The organism is Streptomyces albidoflavus, assembly GCF_000719955.1.
In the GTDB taxonomy this organism is placed as follows: Bacteria; Actinomycetota; Actinomycetes; order Streptomycetales; family Streptomycetaceae; genus Streptomyces; species Streptomyces albidoflavus.
Map to the genome: position 1 here is coordinate 93,313 of NZ_JOII01000017.1, position 14,249 is coordinate 107,561.

14 protein-coding genes are annotated in these 14,249 nt (G+C 71.5%); 1 reads left to right on the plus strand and 13 read right to left on the minus strand.

Going from position 1 to position 14,249, the window contains the following annotated elements; genetic code table 11:
• Positions 1-483: 483 nt before the first annotated feature.
• From IF45_RS0118915 to IF45_RS0118980, 13 genes are all read right to left on the minus strand, one after another.
• Positions 484-945 (minus strand): pilus assembly protein TadG-related protein, encoded by a 462-nt coding sequence (locus IF45_RS0118915; protein WP_008415875.1) that lies wholly within the window; start codon positions 943-945, stop codon positions 484-486.
• Positions 942-1,421, minus strand: a complete 480-nt coding sequence (locus IF45_RS0118920; RefSeq protein ID WP_008415873.1) for a TadE/TadG family type IV pilus assembly protein — start codon at positions 1,419-1,421, stop codon at positions 942-944. Before IF45_RS0118920 ends, IF45_RS0118915 begins: the two co-directional genes overlap by 4 nt.
• On the minus strand, positions 1,421-1,798 hold the full coding sequence (locus IF45_RS0118925; protein ID WP_010638991.1) for a TadE family protein: 378 nt from the start codon (positions 1,796-1,798) through the stop codon (positions 1,421-1,423). The genes IF45_RS0118920 and IF45_RS0118925 overlap by 1 nt, the downstream gene beginning before the upstream one ends.
• A gap of 237 nt (positions 1,799-2,035) precedes the next feature.
• Positions 2,036-2,284: a hypothetical protein gene (locus tag IF45_RS0118930; protein ID WP_008415871.1), complete on the minus strand. Its 249-nt coding sequence runs from the start codon at positions 2,282-2,284 to the stop codon at positions 2,036-2,038.
• Positions 2,285-2,364: 80 nt separating this feature from the next.
• Positions 2,365-3,288, minus strand: coding sequence for a type II secretion system F family protein (locus IF45_RS0118935; RefSeq protein WP_003948752.1), 924 nt, complete (start codon positions 3,286-3,288; stop codon positions 2,365-2,367).
• The gene (locus tag IF45_RS0118940) at positions 3,285-4,292 is read right to left on the minus strand and encodes a type II secretion system F family protein (protein ID WP_010638993.1); all 1,008 of its coding nucleotides are present in this window, start codon (positions 4,290-4,292) and stop codon (positions 3,285-3,287) included. Before IF45_RS0118940 ends, IF45_RS0118935 begins: the two co-directional genes overlap by 4 nt.
• Positions 4,293-4,297: 5 nt before the next feature.
• Positions 4,298-5,596, minus strand: a complete 1,299-nt coding sequence (locus IF45_RS0118945; protein ID WP_018895884.1) for a TadA family conjugal transfer-associated ATPase — start codon at positions 5,594-5,596, stop codon at positions 4,298-4,300.
• The gene (locus IF45_RS0118950; protein WP_003948755.1) at positions 5,593-6,420 is read right to left on the minus strand and encodes a hypothetical protein; all 828 of its coding nucleotides are present in this window, start codon (positions 6,418-6,420) and stop codon (positions 5,593-5,595) included. The genes IF45_RS0118945 and IF45_RS0118950 overlap by 4 nt, the downstream gene beginning before the upstream one ends.
• An 11-nt stretch (positions 6,421-6,431) precedes the next feature.
• Positions 6,432-7,169: a hypothetical protein gene (locus IF45_RS0118955; RefSeq protein WP_003948756.1), complete on the minus strand. Its 738-nt coding sequence runs from the start codon at positions 7,167-7,169 to the stop codon at positions 6,432-6,434.
• A 390-nt stretch (positions 7,170-7,559) separates the two neighbouring features.
• Positions 7,560-8,171, minus strand: coding sequence for a hypothetical protein (locus IF45_RS0118960; protein WP_030308512.1), 612 nt, complete (start codon positions 8,169-8,171; stop codon positions 7,560-7,562).
• A complete protein-coding gene (locus tag IF45_RS0118965; protein WP_030308514.1) occupies positions 8,168-8,872 on the minus strand; it encodes a hypothetical protein in 705 nt (234 codons plus the stop codon). Before IF45_RS0118965 ends, IF45_RS0118960 begins: the two co-directional genes overlap by 4 nt.
• A gap of 54 nt (positions 8,873-8,926) precedes the next feature.
• Positions 8,927-10,825 (minus strand): alpha/beta hydrolase, encoded by a 1,899-nt coding sequence (locus tag IF45_RS0118970; RefSeq protein ID WP_030308516.1) that lies wholly within the window; start codon positions 10,823-10,825, stop codon positions 8,927-8,929.
• 577 nt (positions 10,826-11,402) lie between these two features.
• Positions 11,403-11,978, minus strand: a complete 576-nt coding sequence (locus tag IF45_RS0118980; protein ID WP_030308520.1) for a hypothetical protein — start codon at positions 11,976-11,978, stop codon at positions 11,403-11,405.
• Between the two features lie 230 nt (positions 11,979-12,208).
• On the opposite strand from IF45_RS0118980, the gene IF45_RS0118985 reads away from it, so the two are divergent.
• Positions 12,209-14,209 carry a hypothetical protein gene (locus tag IF45_RS0118985; RefSeq protein WP_030308522.1) on the plus strand — a complete coding sequence of 667 codons (2,001 nt, stop codon included), beginning with the start codon at positions 12,209-12,211 and terminating at the stop codon, positions 14,207-14,209.
• The last annotated feature ends 40 nt before the right edge of the window (positions 14,210-14,249 follow it).

Sequence of the window (14,249 nt, forward strand, 5' to 3'; positions counted from 1 at the left end):
GGTCAGTCGCTTCAAGACGGCCGTGTGTGCAGTTTGCTGCGGGGGCACCCCGACCCGTCCCCGCCCTCCCGTCTCGTCGGCGTCGGTCCGCCGGTGGGAGGGGAGAAGACAGGCCGTCCCCGATTAATCTTTGTGGCGACCTGAAGCGATGACGGTGGTGGCTGTGGAGACGCCCTGCATCGGGGACGGCCTTATCCACTCTCCGGTGGTCGGCCGCGTACGAGACCGTGGGGTGGGGACGGGTCGGGGTGCCCCCGCAGCAAACTGCACACGAGGCAGCCATACTCCAATTGACCCCGCACCATGCAGTTTGTGAGGAGGTGCCCCGGCGCGGCCCCACCCCACCCACGTGCCGGAGAAACCGCGAATCCCTATAGCCCGGCCGGCGTTTGAGGCCATCCTTGACCGGTACGGGCAAGAGGGGGCAGGCAGAGGCAGCCCAGTGGGGGACGAGGCTGATGGGGGGGTGCGGCCCCGCAGGGGTCAGCCGACGGCGTTTTCGGCGGTCGAGCGGCCCTTTACGGTGACGGCGCCGCCGTAGAACATGCCGGTGAAGACCGGGTCGTAGGTGAGCTGGATCTCGACCTCGACCTGGTCGACGGAGGCGGCCACGCAGCCGCTGGCCGCGATGTCGGCGCCGTTCATGCCCATCTCGGCGGCGAACTGGCGTACCCGCGCGCCGCAGTTGGCGTAGTTGATGGGGGCGGGGCCGCCCTCGTCCTCGTAGAGCGCTTCGCGGTCGATGTCCTGGGCGGCGTAGCGGGCGGCCTGTTCGGCGATGTCGGCGGCGCGTTCGCGCTTGGAGATGGAGAGTCCGCCGTCGATGACGAAGGCGGCGAGGGTGAGGAAGACGAGGGCGAAGATGATGACGGCCCCGGCGCCGGAGCCCCGGTCGTCAAGCCGGCGGCGGTCTGCGGCGGCGCGCAGGCGCGCGGGGATCGTCACGCCGTCCTCCGGAACGGGTCCAGGGGCGAGCTGAAGCTCGCCGTGAGCGTGGTGGGGACGTTGACGCCGATCATGGCGAGGCCCCGGATCTGGCAGCTGACCTCGACGGTGAAGAGGGTGTCCGGCTCGAACCCGGCGCTGGTCTGGCGGACGCTGACGGGCCCGGTGCAGACGTCGGCGAGGTTGGCCTCGGCGGCGCGGCGGGCCTCGGCGAGGGCGGTGCCGTGGTCCTTCTGGATCGACCCGGCGCGGGCGGCGTCCCGGGCGGCCCCGTCCAACGCGCCTCGCCCGTCGACCAGTTGCCCGAAGGCGACCAGGACGAGGATGAAGAGGATCATCACCGGGGCGAGGATGACCACCTCGATGGTGGAGATCCCCGCGTCGGCGGAGGCGGCGGAGGGGCGCGCGAGGCCGAGCCGCGCCCGGCGGTCCCGTACCAGCGCGGCGAGCCGCGCCGCGGGTGCCGTCGGAGTCATCAGCCGCCCTCCTCGACGAAGCGCTCGACCGGGCCGGAGGACTGCGCGTGGACGGTGAGGTCGAGCCCGGGGAAGACGGTGGGGATGCGGGCGGTGATCTCCACGCCCACGGTGTTCGGTTCGGGCTGGAGCATCGTCACGTCCGGGCTGACGACGAGCTGCGGGCCGAGCTGCCGGATGTAGGCGTTGGTGACCGTGCGGGCCTCGCCGCGCCAGCCCCCGGGGTTCTCGTCGGCGGTGGCGCGGGCCTTGCGGGCCCCGGCCTGGGCGGCGGCCTGGGCGACGTGGTCGGCGAAGAAGTACAGCGCGAACTGGACCGTCGCGAAGATCATGAAGAAGAGGATCGGCGTGAGGAAGACGAACTCGATCGCCGTCATCCCGCTGTCGCCCGACTCCCTGGCCGCCGCCCGCCGCGAGGCGGCGAACCGGCGCAGGACGGAGCCGCGCGCCGGTACGGCACGGCACGGTCTGCGCGCACCCCCTCGGGGGCCTGGCCTTCTCGGTACGGGCTGCACGGGTTCGGGACTCCTGGGACAGGCGGGCTCATGGGTGGACGGGAGGGGGTCCGGGCGCGTGGCCCGGACCCCGGGGCGTCCGGGGCGAGAGGAGCGGGGTCAGCAGGTGCTGCCCGCGTCGGCGCCCTTGATGCAGTCGCCCACCTTGTTGGCGCCCTCGCTGAGGGCGGCGTTGAGGATGGCCGCGACGACGCCGACGATGGCGACGACGACGGCGGAGATGATGACCCACTCGACCGCGGAGGCACCGCGGTCGGTGTTCTCGTCCCGGGCGCGCTCGACGCGCGCCTGGAGGAAGGTGATCAGGAAGTCGACGGCGGGGTGGCTGAAGCTCCGTCCGAATCGCATGGCGAGTCCTCTCGGTGGGGTCGGTGGGTCGACGGGGTCGACGGGTCGGTGAAGTCGGAGGGTCGGGTGTCGGGTGCCGGTCAGACCTGGAACACACGCATGGCGGCCGGGAAGATCAGGAAGACGAGGAAGCCGGCGCAGAGCAGGAGCTGGGCGACGAGCATGGACTGGGACTTCTCGCCCGCCGCGCCCTCGATCTCGGCCATCTCGCGGTGCCGCATGGTCTCCGCGCGGGAGGCCAGCGACTCACGGACCTTGGCGCCGTCGTCGGCGACCAGGGCCAGCGAGGCGGCCAGGTCCTTCAGCTCCTCGATACCCAGTTCCTCACCGAGTTCACCGAGCGCCTGCCACTGGCTGTGTCCGGTGATCCGGGCGTCGTTGAGGGCGTTGCGGATGCGCTTGGCGGCCCAGCCGTCGCTGACCTCGGCGGCCGCCATCAGTGCCTCGGGCAGGCCGCGCCCGCCCGCCAGGCTCATGGAGACCAGGTCGAGGTAGGCGCCGATGACCCGGCGCAGGTCGCGGCGGCGGTCGGCGGCGTCCCGGCGGACCTCCAGGTCGGGCAGGAAGAAGAAGACCAGGGCGAAGGCGAGCGCCATCCAGACCGGGATGATCGGGCTGGAGCCGAAACCGAGCCGCCACACGATGACGAAGAGGAACGGCCCGAAGAAGAGCCCCGCCCCCGCCAGCAGCACCTTGGTGGCGAGGAACTTCTCCCAGCTCCGGTCGAGGACCGCGAGGTCGGCGCGGAGCGAGCGCTGCTCCCAGCCCTGCTGGAAGTAGAGCTCGGCGACGCGCGTACCGACCTTGGCGCGCAGCGTGTCGAGGCGGCCCGTGCTGTCGCCGGTGCCGCGCCCCGAGGAGTAGGCGCTGCCCCGGGCGCGGAGCGCGTCGATGCGGGCGACCTGGGCGACGGGGCTGGACTTGGCCGGCATCAGGGCGCGGACCAGCGCGTAGATGCCGAGGCCGAGGACGGCGCCGATGAGGATCGGCGTGGTCAGGCTCATCGCCGCGTCCCTTCCTGCTCGGGGGCGGCCCCGTAGGGCGCGGCCTGGCCCGGCGCGTCAGGGGTGCGGGGCCGGACGAACTGCTGGACGGCGGGCTGGTCGCGGACGAGGAAGCGTTCCGGCGTCTCGATGGTGGAGAGCTTGCGCAGCCACCAGAAGCCGAGCGCGAAGAGGCCGCAGACGCAGGCGAGTACGGCCTGGCCGACGGGGGTGCCGTACGGGGCGACGAAGTCCCGGTTGAAGACGGCGAGTCCGAGGACGAAGGCGACCGAGACGGCGACGACGATCTGCACGGAGCGGCGGGTCGAGGAGCGCTGCGCCATGACGCGCTGCCGCATGTCGACCTCCTCGCGCGCCGACTTGGCGAGCGCGCCGAGGACCTGCCGCAGACCGGGGCCGCGCAGCCGCGCGTTGAGCATGAGCGCGGCGACGATGATGTCGGCGGAGGCGTCGTCGATCTCGTCGGCGAGGTGCTGGAGCGCCTCGGGCAGCGGGGTGCGCGAGCGCAGCCGGTCGACGAGGGCGTCCAGGTGCGGGCGGAGGACGGGGGCGGCGGCGCGGGCCGAGGCCGGGATGGCCTGTTCGAGGCCGACGGCGCCGGCGATGGTGTCGCGCAGCGACTCGGTCCAGGAGGCGAGCGCCTCCACGCGGCGCATCGCGGCGCGTTCCTCGGCGGCGCCGCCGAAGAGCTTGTCCCAGAAGAAGACGAGGACGCCCGCGGCGATACCGGCCACCGCCCAGCGGGTGACCAGCAGGACGACCAGGCCGACGCCGGCCGCGAGCGAGCCGCGCTGTCCGGCGAACCGGAGCAGTTCGGCGGCGCGTTCACCGGCCTTGGCCTTCTCGTGCTCGGGCTTGGCGGGCAGCCCGCGGATGGCGGTGACGAGCAGGGCGATGCCGCCGCCGACGGCGAGGCCGCAGCCCAGCGCGTACAGCACGGGGAGGGAGAAGAGGCCGCCCATGCCGTCGAGGGCGCCGGCGGCGAGGTGCAGGGGATGGCTCATGCGGCTCACGCCCAGTTCCCCCGGTAGCCGAAGGCCACCAGGTCGTCGAGGCAGGCGATCGGGGCGTGCGGGACGACGCGTCCGTCCGGGGTCTCGGCGAAGATCTCGCTGGACAGGACGCGTCCGTCGACGCCGTTGACCTCGCGGATGGAGGTCACCATGCGCTGGAGCCGGCCGCCGGTCTGGTAGTTGTTGCGCCGCTGGATGAAGACGACGAAGTTGACGGCGCCGGCGACGAGCATCTGGCTGGCCTCGATGGGGAGGCGCTCGCTGGCCTGGAGGGCGTAGGTCGAGATGCGGTTGAAGACCTCGTGCGAGCTGTTGGCGTGGATCGTGGAGAGCGAGCCGTCGTTGCCCTGCGACATCGCGTTGAGCATGGTGACGATCTCGTCGCCGAGGACCTCACCGACGATCACCCGCGAGGGGTTCATACGCAGGGAGCGGCGCACCAGCTCGGCCATGGAGATCAGGCCCTGGCCCTCGGAGTTGGGCAGGCGCTCCTCGAAGGCGACCACGTTGGGGTGGAGGTCGGCGAAGGTGTCGAGGCCCAGCTCCAGGGCGCGTTCGACGGTGATGAGGCGCTCGGCGGGCGGGATCTCGTTGGCCAGCGCCCGCAGCAGGGTGGTCTTTCCGGCGTTGGTGGCCCCGGCGATCATGATGTTCTTCCGGGCGCGGACGGCGCAGGCCAGGAAGTGGCCGACCTCGGGGGTGAGGGTGCCGTTGCCGACCAGGTCCGACATGAAGACCTTGCCCATGCGCGCCCGGCGGATGGACAGGGCCGGGCGGCGGGTGACGTCCATGACGGCGGAGAGCCGGGAGCCGTCGGGCAGCCGCAGGTCGAGCTGGGGGTTGGCGGAGTCGAAGGGGCGCGAGGAGAGACCGGAGTAGGCGCCGAGGATCTGGATCAGCTCGACCAGTTCCTCGTCGGACTCGGCGACCGGGTCGACCTTGGCCTCACGGCCGTCGGCGTACCCGACGAAGACCTGGTCGGCGCCGTTGATGTCGATGTTCTCGACCTCGGGGTCGTCCAGCAGCGGCTGGAGCCGGCCGACGCCGAAGAGCGCCGCGTGCACGGCGGCCGCGTACTGCTCCTCGGTCTCGGCGTCCAGCGGGGTGCGCCCGGCGTTGATCTCCGCGCGGGCGTACTCCTCCAGGATCTGCGCGATGACGGCGCGGGCGTACTGCCGCTCGTCCTCGCCGGACATCGCGGCGACGCCGGATATCTGGTCGAGGCGGCGCTGCTCGGCGATGCGGTCGCCGGCCTCCTGCCGGAACCGCTTGACGAGCTGGTGGTCGACGCTCATCGCCCGGCCCCCGCGGCGGGGGTGCTCCAGGCGGCGCCGAACTGCTGGTACAGGTCGGCGCTGATCTTCCGGGCGGACCGGATGAGCAGCGACTTGTCGAGCCGCCCGCGCCGGCGCCCGGCGAGCTGGTCGGCCCCGGCCGGGTCGTCGGCGAGGGTGCCGACGACGCGGGCCCCGGTCTGCCCGGCCACCAGCATGTCGTTGACCTGGTGGACGAGCTTGGCCGAGCCGCCCGGGTCGGTGACGAGCACGACCCCGATCAGCGGCGTCGCGATCCCCGCGGCCCCGCGCGGCCCGCCGTGCAGCCGCTGCGTGAGATGACTGGCCCGGTCCCGTACGCGCGCCAGCGCCTCCGGGGTCGTCCGCGAGACGAGCAGCACGAGCTGGGCGTACGGGAAGAGTTCGACGGCGGCGGTGTCGCCGCTGATCCGCCCGCAGTCGGCGATGACGTCGGCCGGCGCGTGCGGGGAGTCGCCGAGCTGGGCGAAGGACTGGCCGAGCGTGGGCCAGAGCCCGGTGAAGCCGGCGGCCTGCTCGGCGCTGCCGATGCCGACCAGGACGTCGAGTCCGCCGGAGAGCGGCTGGGTGTGGTCCCAGAGCTGGTCGGGGACGAGGCCGCGCCGGGCGGTGGCGGCTATCGACAGCATGCCGGTGTTCGGGTCGAGCGAGCCACCGTGGGCGGCGGCGCTGCGGTACAGCAGGTCACCGCCGGCCGGGTCGGTCTCGGCGAGCAGGACACGGCGGGGCCAGACGGCGGACAGCGCGACGGCGGCGGTGGTGACGCCGGGCGATCCCTTGTCGGCGGCGAGGGCGATCAAGGCCATGGCGGGCCCCCTCAGTTGCCGTCGGAGGCGCCGCCGGCGGGCAGACGCACCAGCGCGACCTCACCGGCGTTGGCCGCCTGGGCGAGCGGGCCGGCGACGGCCTTGTCCACGGTGACCGTGACGGGCAGGGTGCCGGAGCTGACCGAGCCCTCCTCGGCCTCCCGGACCAGCGCGATCTGGGCGCTCTCGACCAGCGGGGCACCCGCGGCCGAACCGGAACCGGTCTCGGCCCCGTCGTTCCGCGACTTGGCGGCGGCGTCGCCCACCCGGTACGCGGTGACGGTGTCACCGGGCTTGAGCCCGGAGGGGTACTGGCCCTCCTTGAGGGAGAGGCCGACGTTGACCTTGCCCTCGGGCAGCCCGGTGCCCTCGGCGAACATCTCCCCGACGGCGACGGCGCCCTTCGGGATCGTGTACTTGGCCTTGAGCTTCTTCAGCGAGGCGAGCTGCGACCACTCGACGTAGTGCACCGACTCGTCGGCGGCGACGAGGACTTCGGTCACGGCGTCGTCGGTGACGGCGGCCCCGACCGGGATCTCCTTCTCGATCTTGATCGCCGATATTCGGTCGCCCGCGCGCAGCACCAGCACGGTCGCGCCGAGGGCGCCCACGAGGATGAGGAGGACGGCGAGGGCCGCGAGGGCCGGCTTGCGCTCCCTGGGCGGCGTGGGAAGCCGCTCCCCCGCACCCGGCTGAGCCGGTGCGGAGGCCCGGTTGTTGCCCCCACCCGCACGCTCCTGGATCTTCACGCAGCCGCTCCCCGTACCCAAGAATCTGTCGTCATGACACCGTGGCCCGCCCGGTCCGCAAGCTAGGTGACACCACCTGCGGTCGTCCGCCGCGCCCCACCCCGTCTGGCAGTCCGGCGCGCCGCGCATGGTCACGCGTCGGGCCATCGCACCGTATCAGCAGCGAAGGGGGCTGCCTCAAGGGCTGAACTGCCCTCAGGACCGGCTGGCGGACTGGTGCTTTTCACGCCGGAGACGGGCCGGACGGTTCCCGGCCCGCCCCTGGAACCTCGTCACGCTCACTTCCGCACCCTGCCTGGACCGGTCCGCAGCCCCGCGCACGGGCCCTCCGCGAGCCCCCTGCGCCCCGCATCTCCCCAGAATCTCCCCAGAACGCCACCGAGCGGCCGGTCACCAGATTTGGTCCTCGCCCTCCTTCCACTCGGAGTTGCGCAGGCACTTCGTAGCCACGGACGTAGTGACCTCACGCCAGTCGAACCCTTCCACCACATCGGCCCGGATGTTCACCCAACCGTGCACATCCGCTTTCCGCAGTGACATCTCAGCGGCCTCCTCGGAGTTCTCCGTCAAGGCGAGCTCCCCCTCCGGCGCCGGCGATTCACCGCCGACGACAGAACGGTCCGGAATCTGGGCCCTCCATCCCTGATCCACCAGCCGCGCCCCCACCGCTCGCACCAGATCCGCGAGGCTGCGCCGGTCGTCGGCATCCACCTCACCGCCGACCGTCACATACGCGCTCAGCTTGCTGGCATCCTTGTCCGCGGAGATGTCCAGCCCCCCGCACTCCGTAGTGTCCCGGGTGAGTTGTTCCACCTCCACCCCGGGCAGAGCCGCTTCCGTCGCCGCCTTCGCGTCCGGATACATCGCGTCGTACGCCTGCTGGTAGGTCTGGTCCGGTTCTCCCAGACCACACCCGGCCAGCAGGCCGGAGACCAGGAGCACCACCGCCGCCTGCCGGTAGGTCGCCCGCCCCGGGAATCTGGGCGTCCGTGTCGCCGTCATCCCCTGACCTCCCCGGTGAAGATGAGCTGCCCGTTGGCCGCGTAAAGGCGGGCACCCTTCACTCCCTCCCGGTAGAGGCTCACGGAACGGTCGTCGCTGTCCGTCGGCTCGGGGAGGTCCTGCCAGCCACGCGCTCGCAGATACGCGGAACTCGCTTCCAGTGCTGCCTCATTGTCCGGCCCGTCCCCACCCCGGGGCCATCCCGCCACCCGTACAGAACCGGGTTCCGGCTCGCCGAAGAGGTCGTCCGGGTGGACGGGCCGACGGAAGGCCGTCCCGATCGCCTCCCGGATCTCGGCGGCGACCGCTCGCTGTGCCGCTTCCCGCTCGTTGGGCAGGTCCACCCCGGCCGGCCTCTCGCGGGTGCTGTCCGGCAGCAGGCTGAAGGAGACGCCTCCCGGTCGGCAACTGAAGCCGGCGGCACCCAGGCCGGCCTTGCCCGCCACCACATACGGCTCGTCCACCGCCCTCGGCCGCTCGTCCACCGACCAGCCGTCCTCCCGCAGGCGGGAGGCGAAGGCGTCGTAGAGCTGGTCGGCCGTACGCGTGTCCACGGAGCTGACGGCCGTCACAGCCACGCCGTGGACGGACAGGGGGGAACTGATCAGGGTCACCTCGGCCCCGGGCAGTACCGAGTCGATCACCGGCCTGACGGATTCGGCGAGCTGGGACGGGCCGGGACTGGATCGCTTCTGTGGCATGGGGCGCGCATCTTTCACCTAGGAGGAGGGGACGTGCCGTGCGGGATCTGCGGGTCAGAAAGGGTTCAGCAGGTCGATGGTCGCGGTCACCGCGTCAGAGCCCTTGTCGAGAGACTTCTTCCAGGTTTCGGTGTTCAGGTCGCCCTCAGCCAGGACTTCCGCGAACTGCGTCCAGTTGTTGACGGCGCGGGTGCCCTTGGCGGCGACCTCCAGAGGCTGGGTGACGACCTCGGCCAGACCCCACGAGGCGGCCTTGGCGGCGCCCGCGTAGAGGATGGCCTTCTCCTCCGAGGAACCGCCCGCCAGCATCCTCTTGTTGGTCTCCTTCGCCGCGACGTCACTCGCCAGCGAAGTGACCTCGGAGAACAGCTCGCTGGGCGGTACTTTGTCGAGGAGGTCGTGGTCCTTGAGACTCACGTACAGGGGCCCCGCCGCGTCGGTGAAACCCATCCGTCCGCTGACGATGCCCTGGGCGATCGGGTCGATGTCCCCACCGAGACGGGCGACTTCGTCCGGCGTCAGGCGCTCCTGGAGAAATCCGACGAGGCTGCGGACTTCGGTTGCGCCGATCATCTCCTCGTCCAGGGTGGTGTCGGTGGTCTCCAGTTGGTCGTTCTCACCGGCGAAGACCCTCCTCAAATTGCCCAGACCCCCCTTTCCCAACTTGTAGTACTCGGAATGACCGACCGCCCCCTTGGTCCCCAACCGTATGGCATCCGGGAAATCCGCCGGGTCGCCTCCGTGACCTTGGGTATAAGAAACCACATCCTCGGGGGCACGCATGGCGAAGAATTGCGTATTCGGCATGTCGAAATCTGCCATGCTGCGAATATTGGGGCCGAGCCCTGGGCTACCCATGAAGACAACCTTGTTGACGTCGTCCATCCCGTACTGCAACGCCTTACTTGTGACCAGAGTGCCGTAACTGTGCGCGAATATCCCCGTCGTCACGTCAGGACGCAGATTCACGTCGATTCCACGCCGGAAGACTCCGAGGTCACGCCCGCCTGCCTCGGCCTTCGCCGGGTCGATCGAATCTCCTAGCTCTGGCGTGTCATACCCCAGCCAACTGACCACAGCGCCGTCAGTTCGCTCGAACCCTTTCGGGTCAGCCATCAGATCGAAGGCTCCCTGAGTGAAACCCTGAAAGTTGTCGAGACGATTGGTTATTCCCGGGATGCGGAAGGCCACGTCTTTCGCGGTCTCCAGGTTCCCGACAACCTCGGCTATCTTTCCGTCCGCGAAGGGAGACTGTTCAGGGTCCGCGACGGAGCCCGCATCGGGCTGGAAGACCAGAAACTGGCGCGGCACGTCGCTGTAAACCGGCGAACCGTCCTTCGGATTCCTGGTCTTCTGTGTCCGCGGGGCGAGGAACTGCGCCAGCGCCTTCAGTCGCACCAAGGAGCGGTGAGAGGCGGGGCCGTCGGCCGCAAGCCCCTCCAGGTGTCGCTTCTCCTTCTCGTACTGCCGCTGTATGGAGATCCGGTTGGCCGCGAACCTGAGGGGCGGCGGCACACCGTCAAGGTTGCCGACCGTCGCCGGGTCGGCGACCACCAACGCGGCCTGCTGCTCGGGCGTGAGACCTTCCACGTAGTCCTTGACCGCCCGTGCTCGCGCCTCCGGCACGGCCGTCTCGTACTTGGCCAGAACTTTCTTCAGCCCGGCCTCGAACTCCTTGCCCGCCCCCGGCTTGCGCGCCAACCCGGCGGGTAACCCGTACTGCGCGAGTGCGCCGAAGGGGGACTCCGACGGTGTGCGCAGAATGCCGGCCTTCTTCCGCAGTTCACGGGCCGTTTCGTTCAGATAGCTCAGCAGCGGCGACAGGTGGCCGACCTCACTCAGGACATCCAGTTCGGACGCTTTCCTCCTCAGCGCGGGGATTTCCTTGGCGGTGCGATCCATCGACGCGGCGAGCTTCTCCAGCATCACCGGATCAGCGAGAACCATTCCCATGGCTCGGAAAGGTATCTGCCACTAGTTCGCGCCGACGCCAAAAAGTGACTGAACTGGCCTGAAACTTCCCTGGGTTGAGTGTCCTTCCCGGACAGCGCCACCACACGACCTGCGACGGGTCGGGCCATGGGCTGAGCGCATCTGGCACACTTTTCGCGCGCACGGGGCTGAAATGTGATGGCCGAACCGGGCGGAATAGAACCTACCGCTTCCCGACCGGCTACCGTGGCCCGCCACGCAATCCCCGGCACCACACTGGGGACATCAAGCCTCGCACAAGGGGGAACTGCCGTGCCGAAAAAGCACATCGAGTTGCACAAGCTTGCGGACGACGTCGGAGGACTCTTGGAGGAGGCCACCCGAATCGCCAAAGACGAGAAGCCTTCGTCAGCCGATCGGTGGCAGGGCCCCACAGCTACACGCGTACGGGGTGAGCTCCGGGTGCACACGGCCAAGCTCCGAGTGGCGGCCGCCTCCTTGGAACAGAAATCCGCTGCGCTGGCCTTGAAGGAGGTCGACGAAACGAACTAGTGACCGCCGACGCGCGGCGGGGTCAGGCCTCCCGCAGGCCGGGCCATCACCCCTCCTCCCTGTTCCCCCATGCGGGGTTTCGCAGGCATTTCGTGGACACGGACATCGAAACACCGTAATCATTCGGCTCGTCCGCGTGCACCAACACGACGGCCCAGCCATCAACCCCGGGCTTCTCCATCTGCAATCTCACTCTGCTAGAGGATTTCACCGAAAATTTCAGGCCCTCCTCGTCCGGTATTCTCCCCTCGACGCCACTGCGCCACCCACGCTCCATCAGCCGCTTCCCGGCCGCTCGCGCCAACTCCGCAAGGCTGCGCTCGTCCCCCGGCCGGATGTTTCCCCGATAAGTCACGTGCGCCGACAGCTTGCTCGCATCCTTGTCCGCGCTGATGTCCAACCCTCCGCACTCTTCAGTGCCACCGGAGTCCTTCGCCATCTCCACACCCGGCCACGCCTCCTTCATCGCCGCCATGGCATCCGGACGCATCGCCTCGTACGCCTGCTCGTAGGTCTGCTTCGGCTCGCCCAGCCCGCAGCCGGCCAGAATCCCTGACAGCGCCAGCGCCGCCACGACCGACCGCCTCAGCCGCACGCCACGCGTCCTGTCGAGCCCGCCCACCCCGGCGCTCCTTCCTCTCGGGTTCCGGCGGCTGTTCCGCCGACCGCCGTCCGAGCCTCGCACCACCGCCACACGCCTCGCAGCGGTACGGCGAAGCCTGCGAGAGTCGGCCGAGATCAGGTGGTCCGGGCCCTTCGGTCCAGCGGGTGACGGTCAGCGCATCAGGGCGGGTAATAGGGTCCTTGGGAGGAAACGCCGACGGGCACACCGGCATGGGGGGGGGAAGCCCGATGACCGACCGCCGCCCCACCGCCTCATGGCTCTCCGTGTTGCTGGTCGCCCTGGCGCTCGGCGCGGGGTTCGTGGTCGCCGCGCACGTCGTCGCGCCGGAGGGGGCCCGGCACGTGCTTGCCGGGGCGGACGGGCTCACCTCGCCCGTCGAGCGGCGGAACCAGAGCTTCGTGACCGGAGGGCTGCTGGCCGTGCTGCCGTTGAGCGTCCTGCTGTCGGGCACGGTCGTACGCCGGGCCCGGTACGGGCGGGTGATCGCGGCGGGGTCGGAGGAGGAGCCGCCCGCGCTGAGGCCCACGCGAGGGGAGGCGCGGGCGGCCGCCGGGGTGGCCGTGGCGGTGGCCGGGGCCGCGCTGTGGACGCTGGGGGCCACCGGCGAGCGGACCGGAGCCGGGCGGGAGGGCGTACGGGAGCTGGCGCCGCTGTGGTCGGGGGACTTCTGGCCGGGGCTGCTTCTCGTCGGGCCGGTGGCCGCGCTGCTGCTGCTCCTCCTGGTCCGGGTCGGCGCCGCGCTCCTCCACGTGGTCCGCGGGCGGCTGGGTCACGGGGTCCCGCTCGTCCTGCGGTACGCGCGGGACAACGCCCAGCCGGTGTTCACCGCGCCGGCCGAGCCGTCCCGTCGCTGGCTGACCGGTGCGCTCCAGCGTGAACTGCGGCGTGCACTGGCCGAGTTCGATAACGCCGCCCTGCCTGCCGGGGCTGCCAGGGAATGGGCCTGGTCCGGGCTGGACGCCGCCGTGCTGGCCGTCGGCCACCCGGACGAGGTGGGTGGGGGCCACCGCGACCGCCACCGCGACCCCGCCGCGCTCGCCGCCGCCCTCGTCCTCGTCCGCTGCGTCCGCGCGGGGCTCGGCACCTGCGGCGCCCGGCCCGGTACGCGGCCGCCGGTGCGGATGGCCGCCGCCTGCTGCGCACTCAACCCGCTGCACGGCCCGGCCGGCCTCCGCGAGCGGCTGCGGGTGCCGGGCGGTGGCCCCGGCACCGAACTGCCCGTCTGCTCCCTGTGCTCCGACTACCTCCGGCTCCCCTTCGTCAGCCCGCCCCCCGGTCTGCTCCTGCTGCCCGGTCCGCGCCGCACCCGGGTGCCGTACCTGGAGGCGGCCGGCCCGCTGCCCGGCGTCCACGGGGGCCTCGACGCCCTCGTCCGCGAGATCAAGGAGACGCCGGTGCGTACAGAACCGTCCCGAGTCCGTGACCGGCGCGGCCTGCTCCTGGCAGCCTCGGCCGCCCTCGGGCTGGCGGCGGTCGTCGCGCTGGCCGGGCAGGCCGGGGCGGGCGGAAGCGTCAACTGGCTCGTCCTCCTGCCGCTGTTCGTGGGCGCGGCCATCGGCGCGGTGTACGTCCGGCGCCACCCCGGCGAGCGCCGGGCGGAACCGCGCACCGCCTTCACCACCGCCGAGGAGGCGGCCTTCGTCCGGATGCGGGACAAGGCCGCCGAACTCCTGCCGGAGCTGGGTCTGTTGATCGCGGAGGCCCCGGTCGCGCTGCCCGGCGGAACGCCCGGCATGGAGCGGGCGCTCGACGCGTACGCCGCCGCCGGGACCGTGCTGGACGGCGCCCGCGACCTCGCCGACCTCGCCGGCGTGGTCGCCCTGGTCGAGGAGGGCACCGCGCCCATCCGGGCGGCGATGAACGCGGCCCGGCCCCGCCGCAGGCGGCTGCTTTCGCGCCGCCCGGTCCCCGCCCAGCCGCACACGCCGCTGACCTGCTTCTTCAACCCGTTCCACGGCCTGGCGACCGCCGGGGAGGCGTCCTGGCGGATGCTGGGCCGCCGGGACCTGCTGACGGTCGCCGTCTGCGCGGAGTGCGCCGCCGCCCTCGCGGCCCGCCGCACCCCGCAGTCCCTCACCGTCCGGCACGAGGGCCGCCTCGCCCCGTACTACGAGGTCCCGCCGGAGCAGAGCCTGTGGGCGGCCACCGGCTACGGCTCCCTCACCGGCGGCCCGCTGGCCCCGCTGGTGAACCGGGGTGACTTCCGTCGAGCCGCCGAACGACGTTGAGCGGCACGGAAGTTGGCCCGACGGCATCCCTGTCACCCGC

What these genes read in the sequence shown, in the direction of transcription:
- IF45_RS0118950 (WP_003948755.1), bottom strand. Translation starts at nt 6,420, where the DNA reads ATGGCCTTGATCGCCCTCGCCGCCGACAAGGGATCGCCCGGCGTCACC.
- IF45_RS0118935 (WP_003948752.1), bottom strand. Translation starts at nt 3,288, where the DNA reads ATGAGCCTGACCACGCCGATCCTCATCGGCGCCGTCCTCGGCCTCGGC.
- IF45_RS0118960 (WP_030308512.1), bottom strand. Translation starts at nt 8,171, where the DNA reads ATGACGGCGACACGGACGCCCAGATTCCCGGGGCGGGCGACCTACCGG.
- IF45_RS0118970 (WP_030308516.1), bottom strand. Translation starts at nt 10,825, where the DNA reads ATGGGAATGGTTCTCGCTGATCCGGTGATGCTGGAGAAGCTCGCCGCG.
- IF45_RS0118925 (WP_010638991.1), bottom strand. Translation starts at nt 1,798, where the DNA reads ATGACGGCGATCGAGTTCGTCTTCCTCACGCCGATCCTCTTCTTCATG.
- IF45_RS0118920 (WP_008415873.1), bottom strand. Translation starts at nt 1,421, where the DNA reads ATGACTCCGACGGCACCCGCGGCGCGGCTCGCCGCGCTGGTACGGGAC.
- IF45_RS0118940 (WP_010638993.1), bottom strand. Translation starts at nt 4,292, where the DNA reads ATGAGCCATCCCCTGCACCTCGCCGCCGGCGCCCTCGACGGCATGGGC.
- IF45_RS0118965 (WP_030308514.1), bottom strand. Translation starts at nt 8,872, where the DNA reads ATGCCACAGAAGCGATCCAGTCCCGGCCCGTCCCAGCTCGCCGAATCC.
- IF45_RS0118945 (WP_018895884.1), bottom strand. Translation starts at nt 5,596, where the DNA reads ATGAGCGTCGACCACCAGCTCGTCAAGCGGTTCCGGCAGGAGGCCGGC.
- IF45_RS0118930 (WP_008415871.1), bottom strand. Translation starts at nt 2,284, where the DNA reads ATGCGATTCGGACGGAGCTTCAGCCACCCCGCCGTCGACTTCCTGATC.
- IF45_RS0118985 (WP_030308522.1), top strand. Translation starts at nt 12,209, where the DNA reads ATGACCGACCGCCGCCCCACCGCCTCATGGCTCTCCGTGTTGCTGGTC.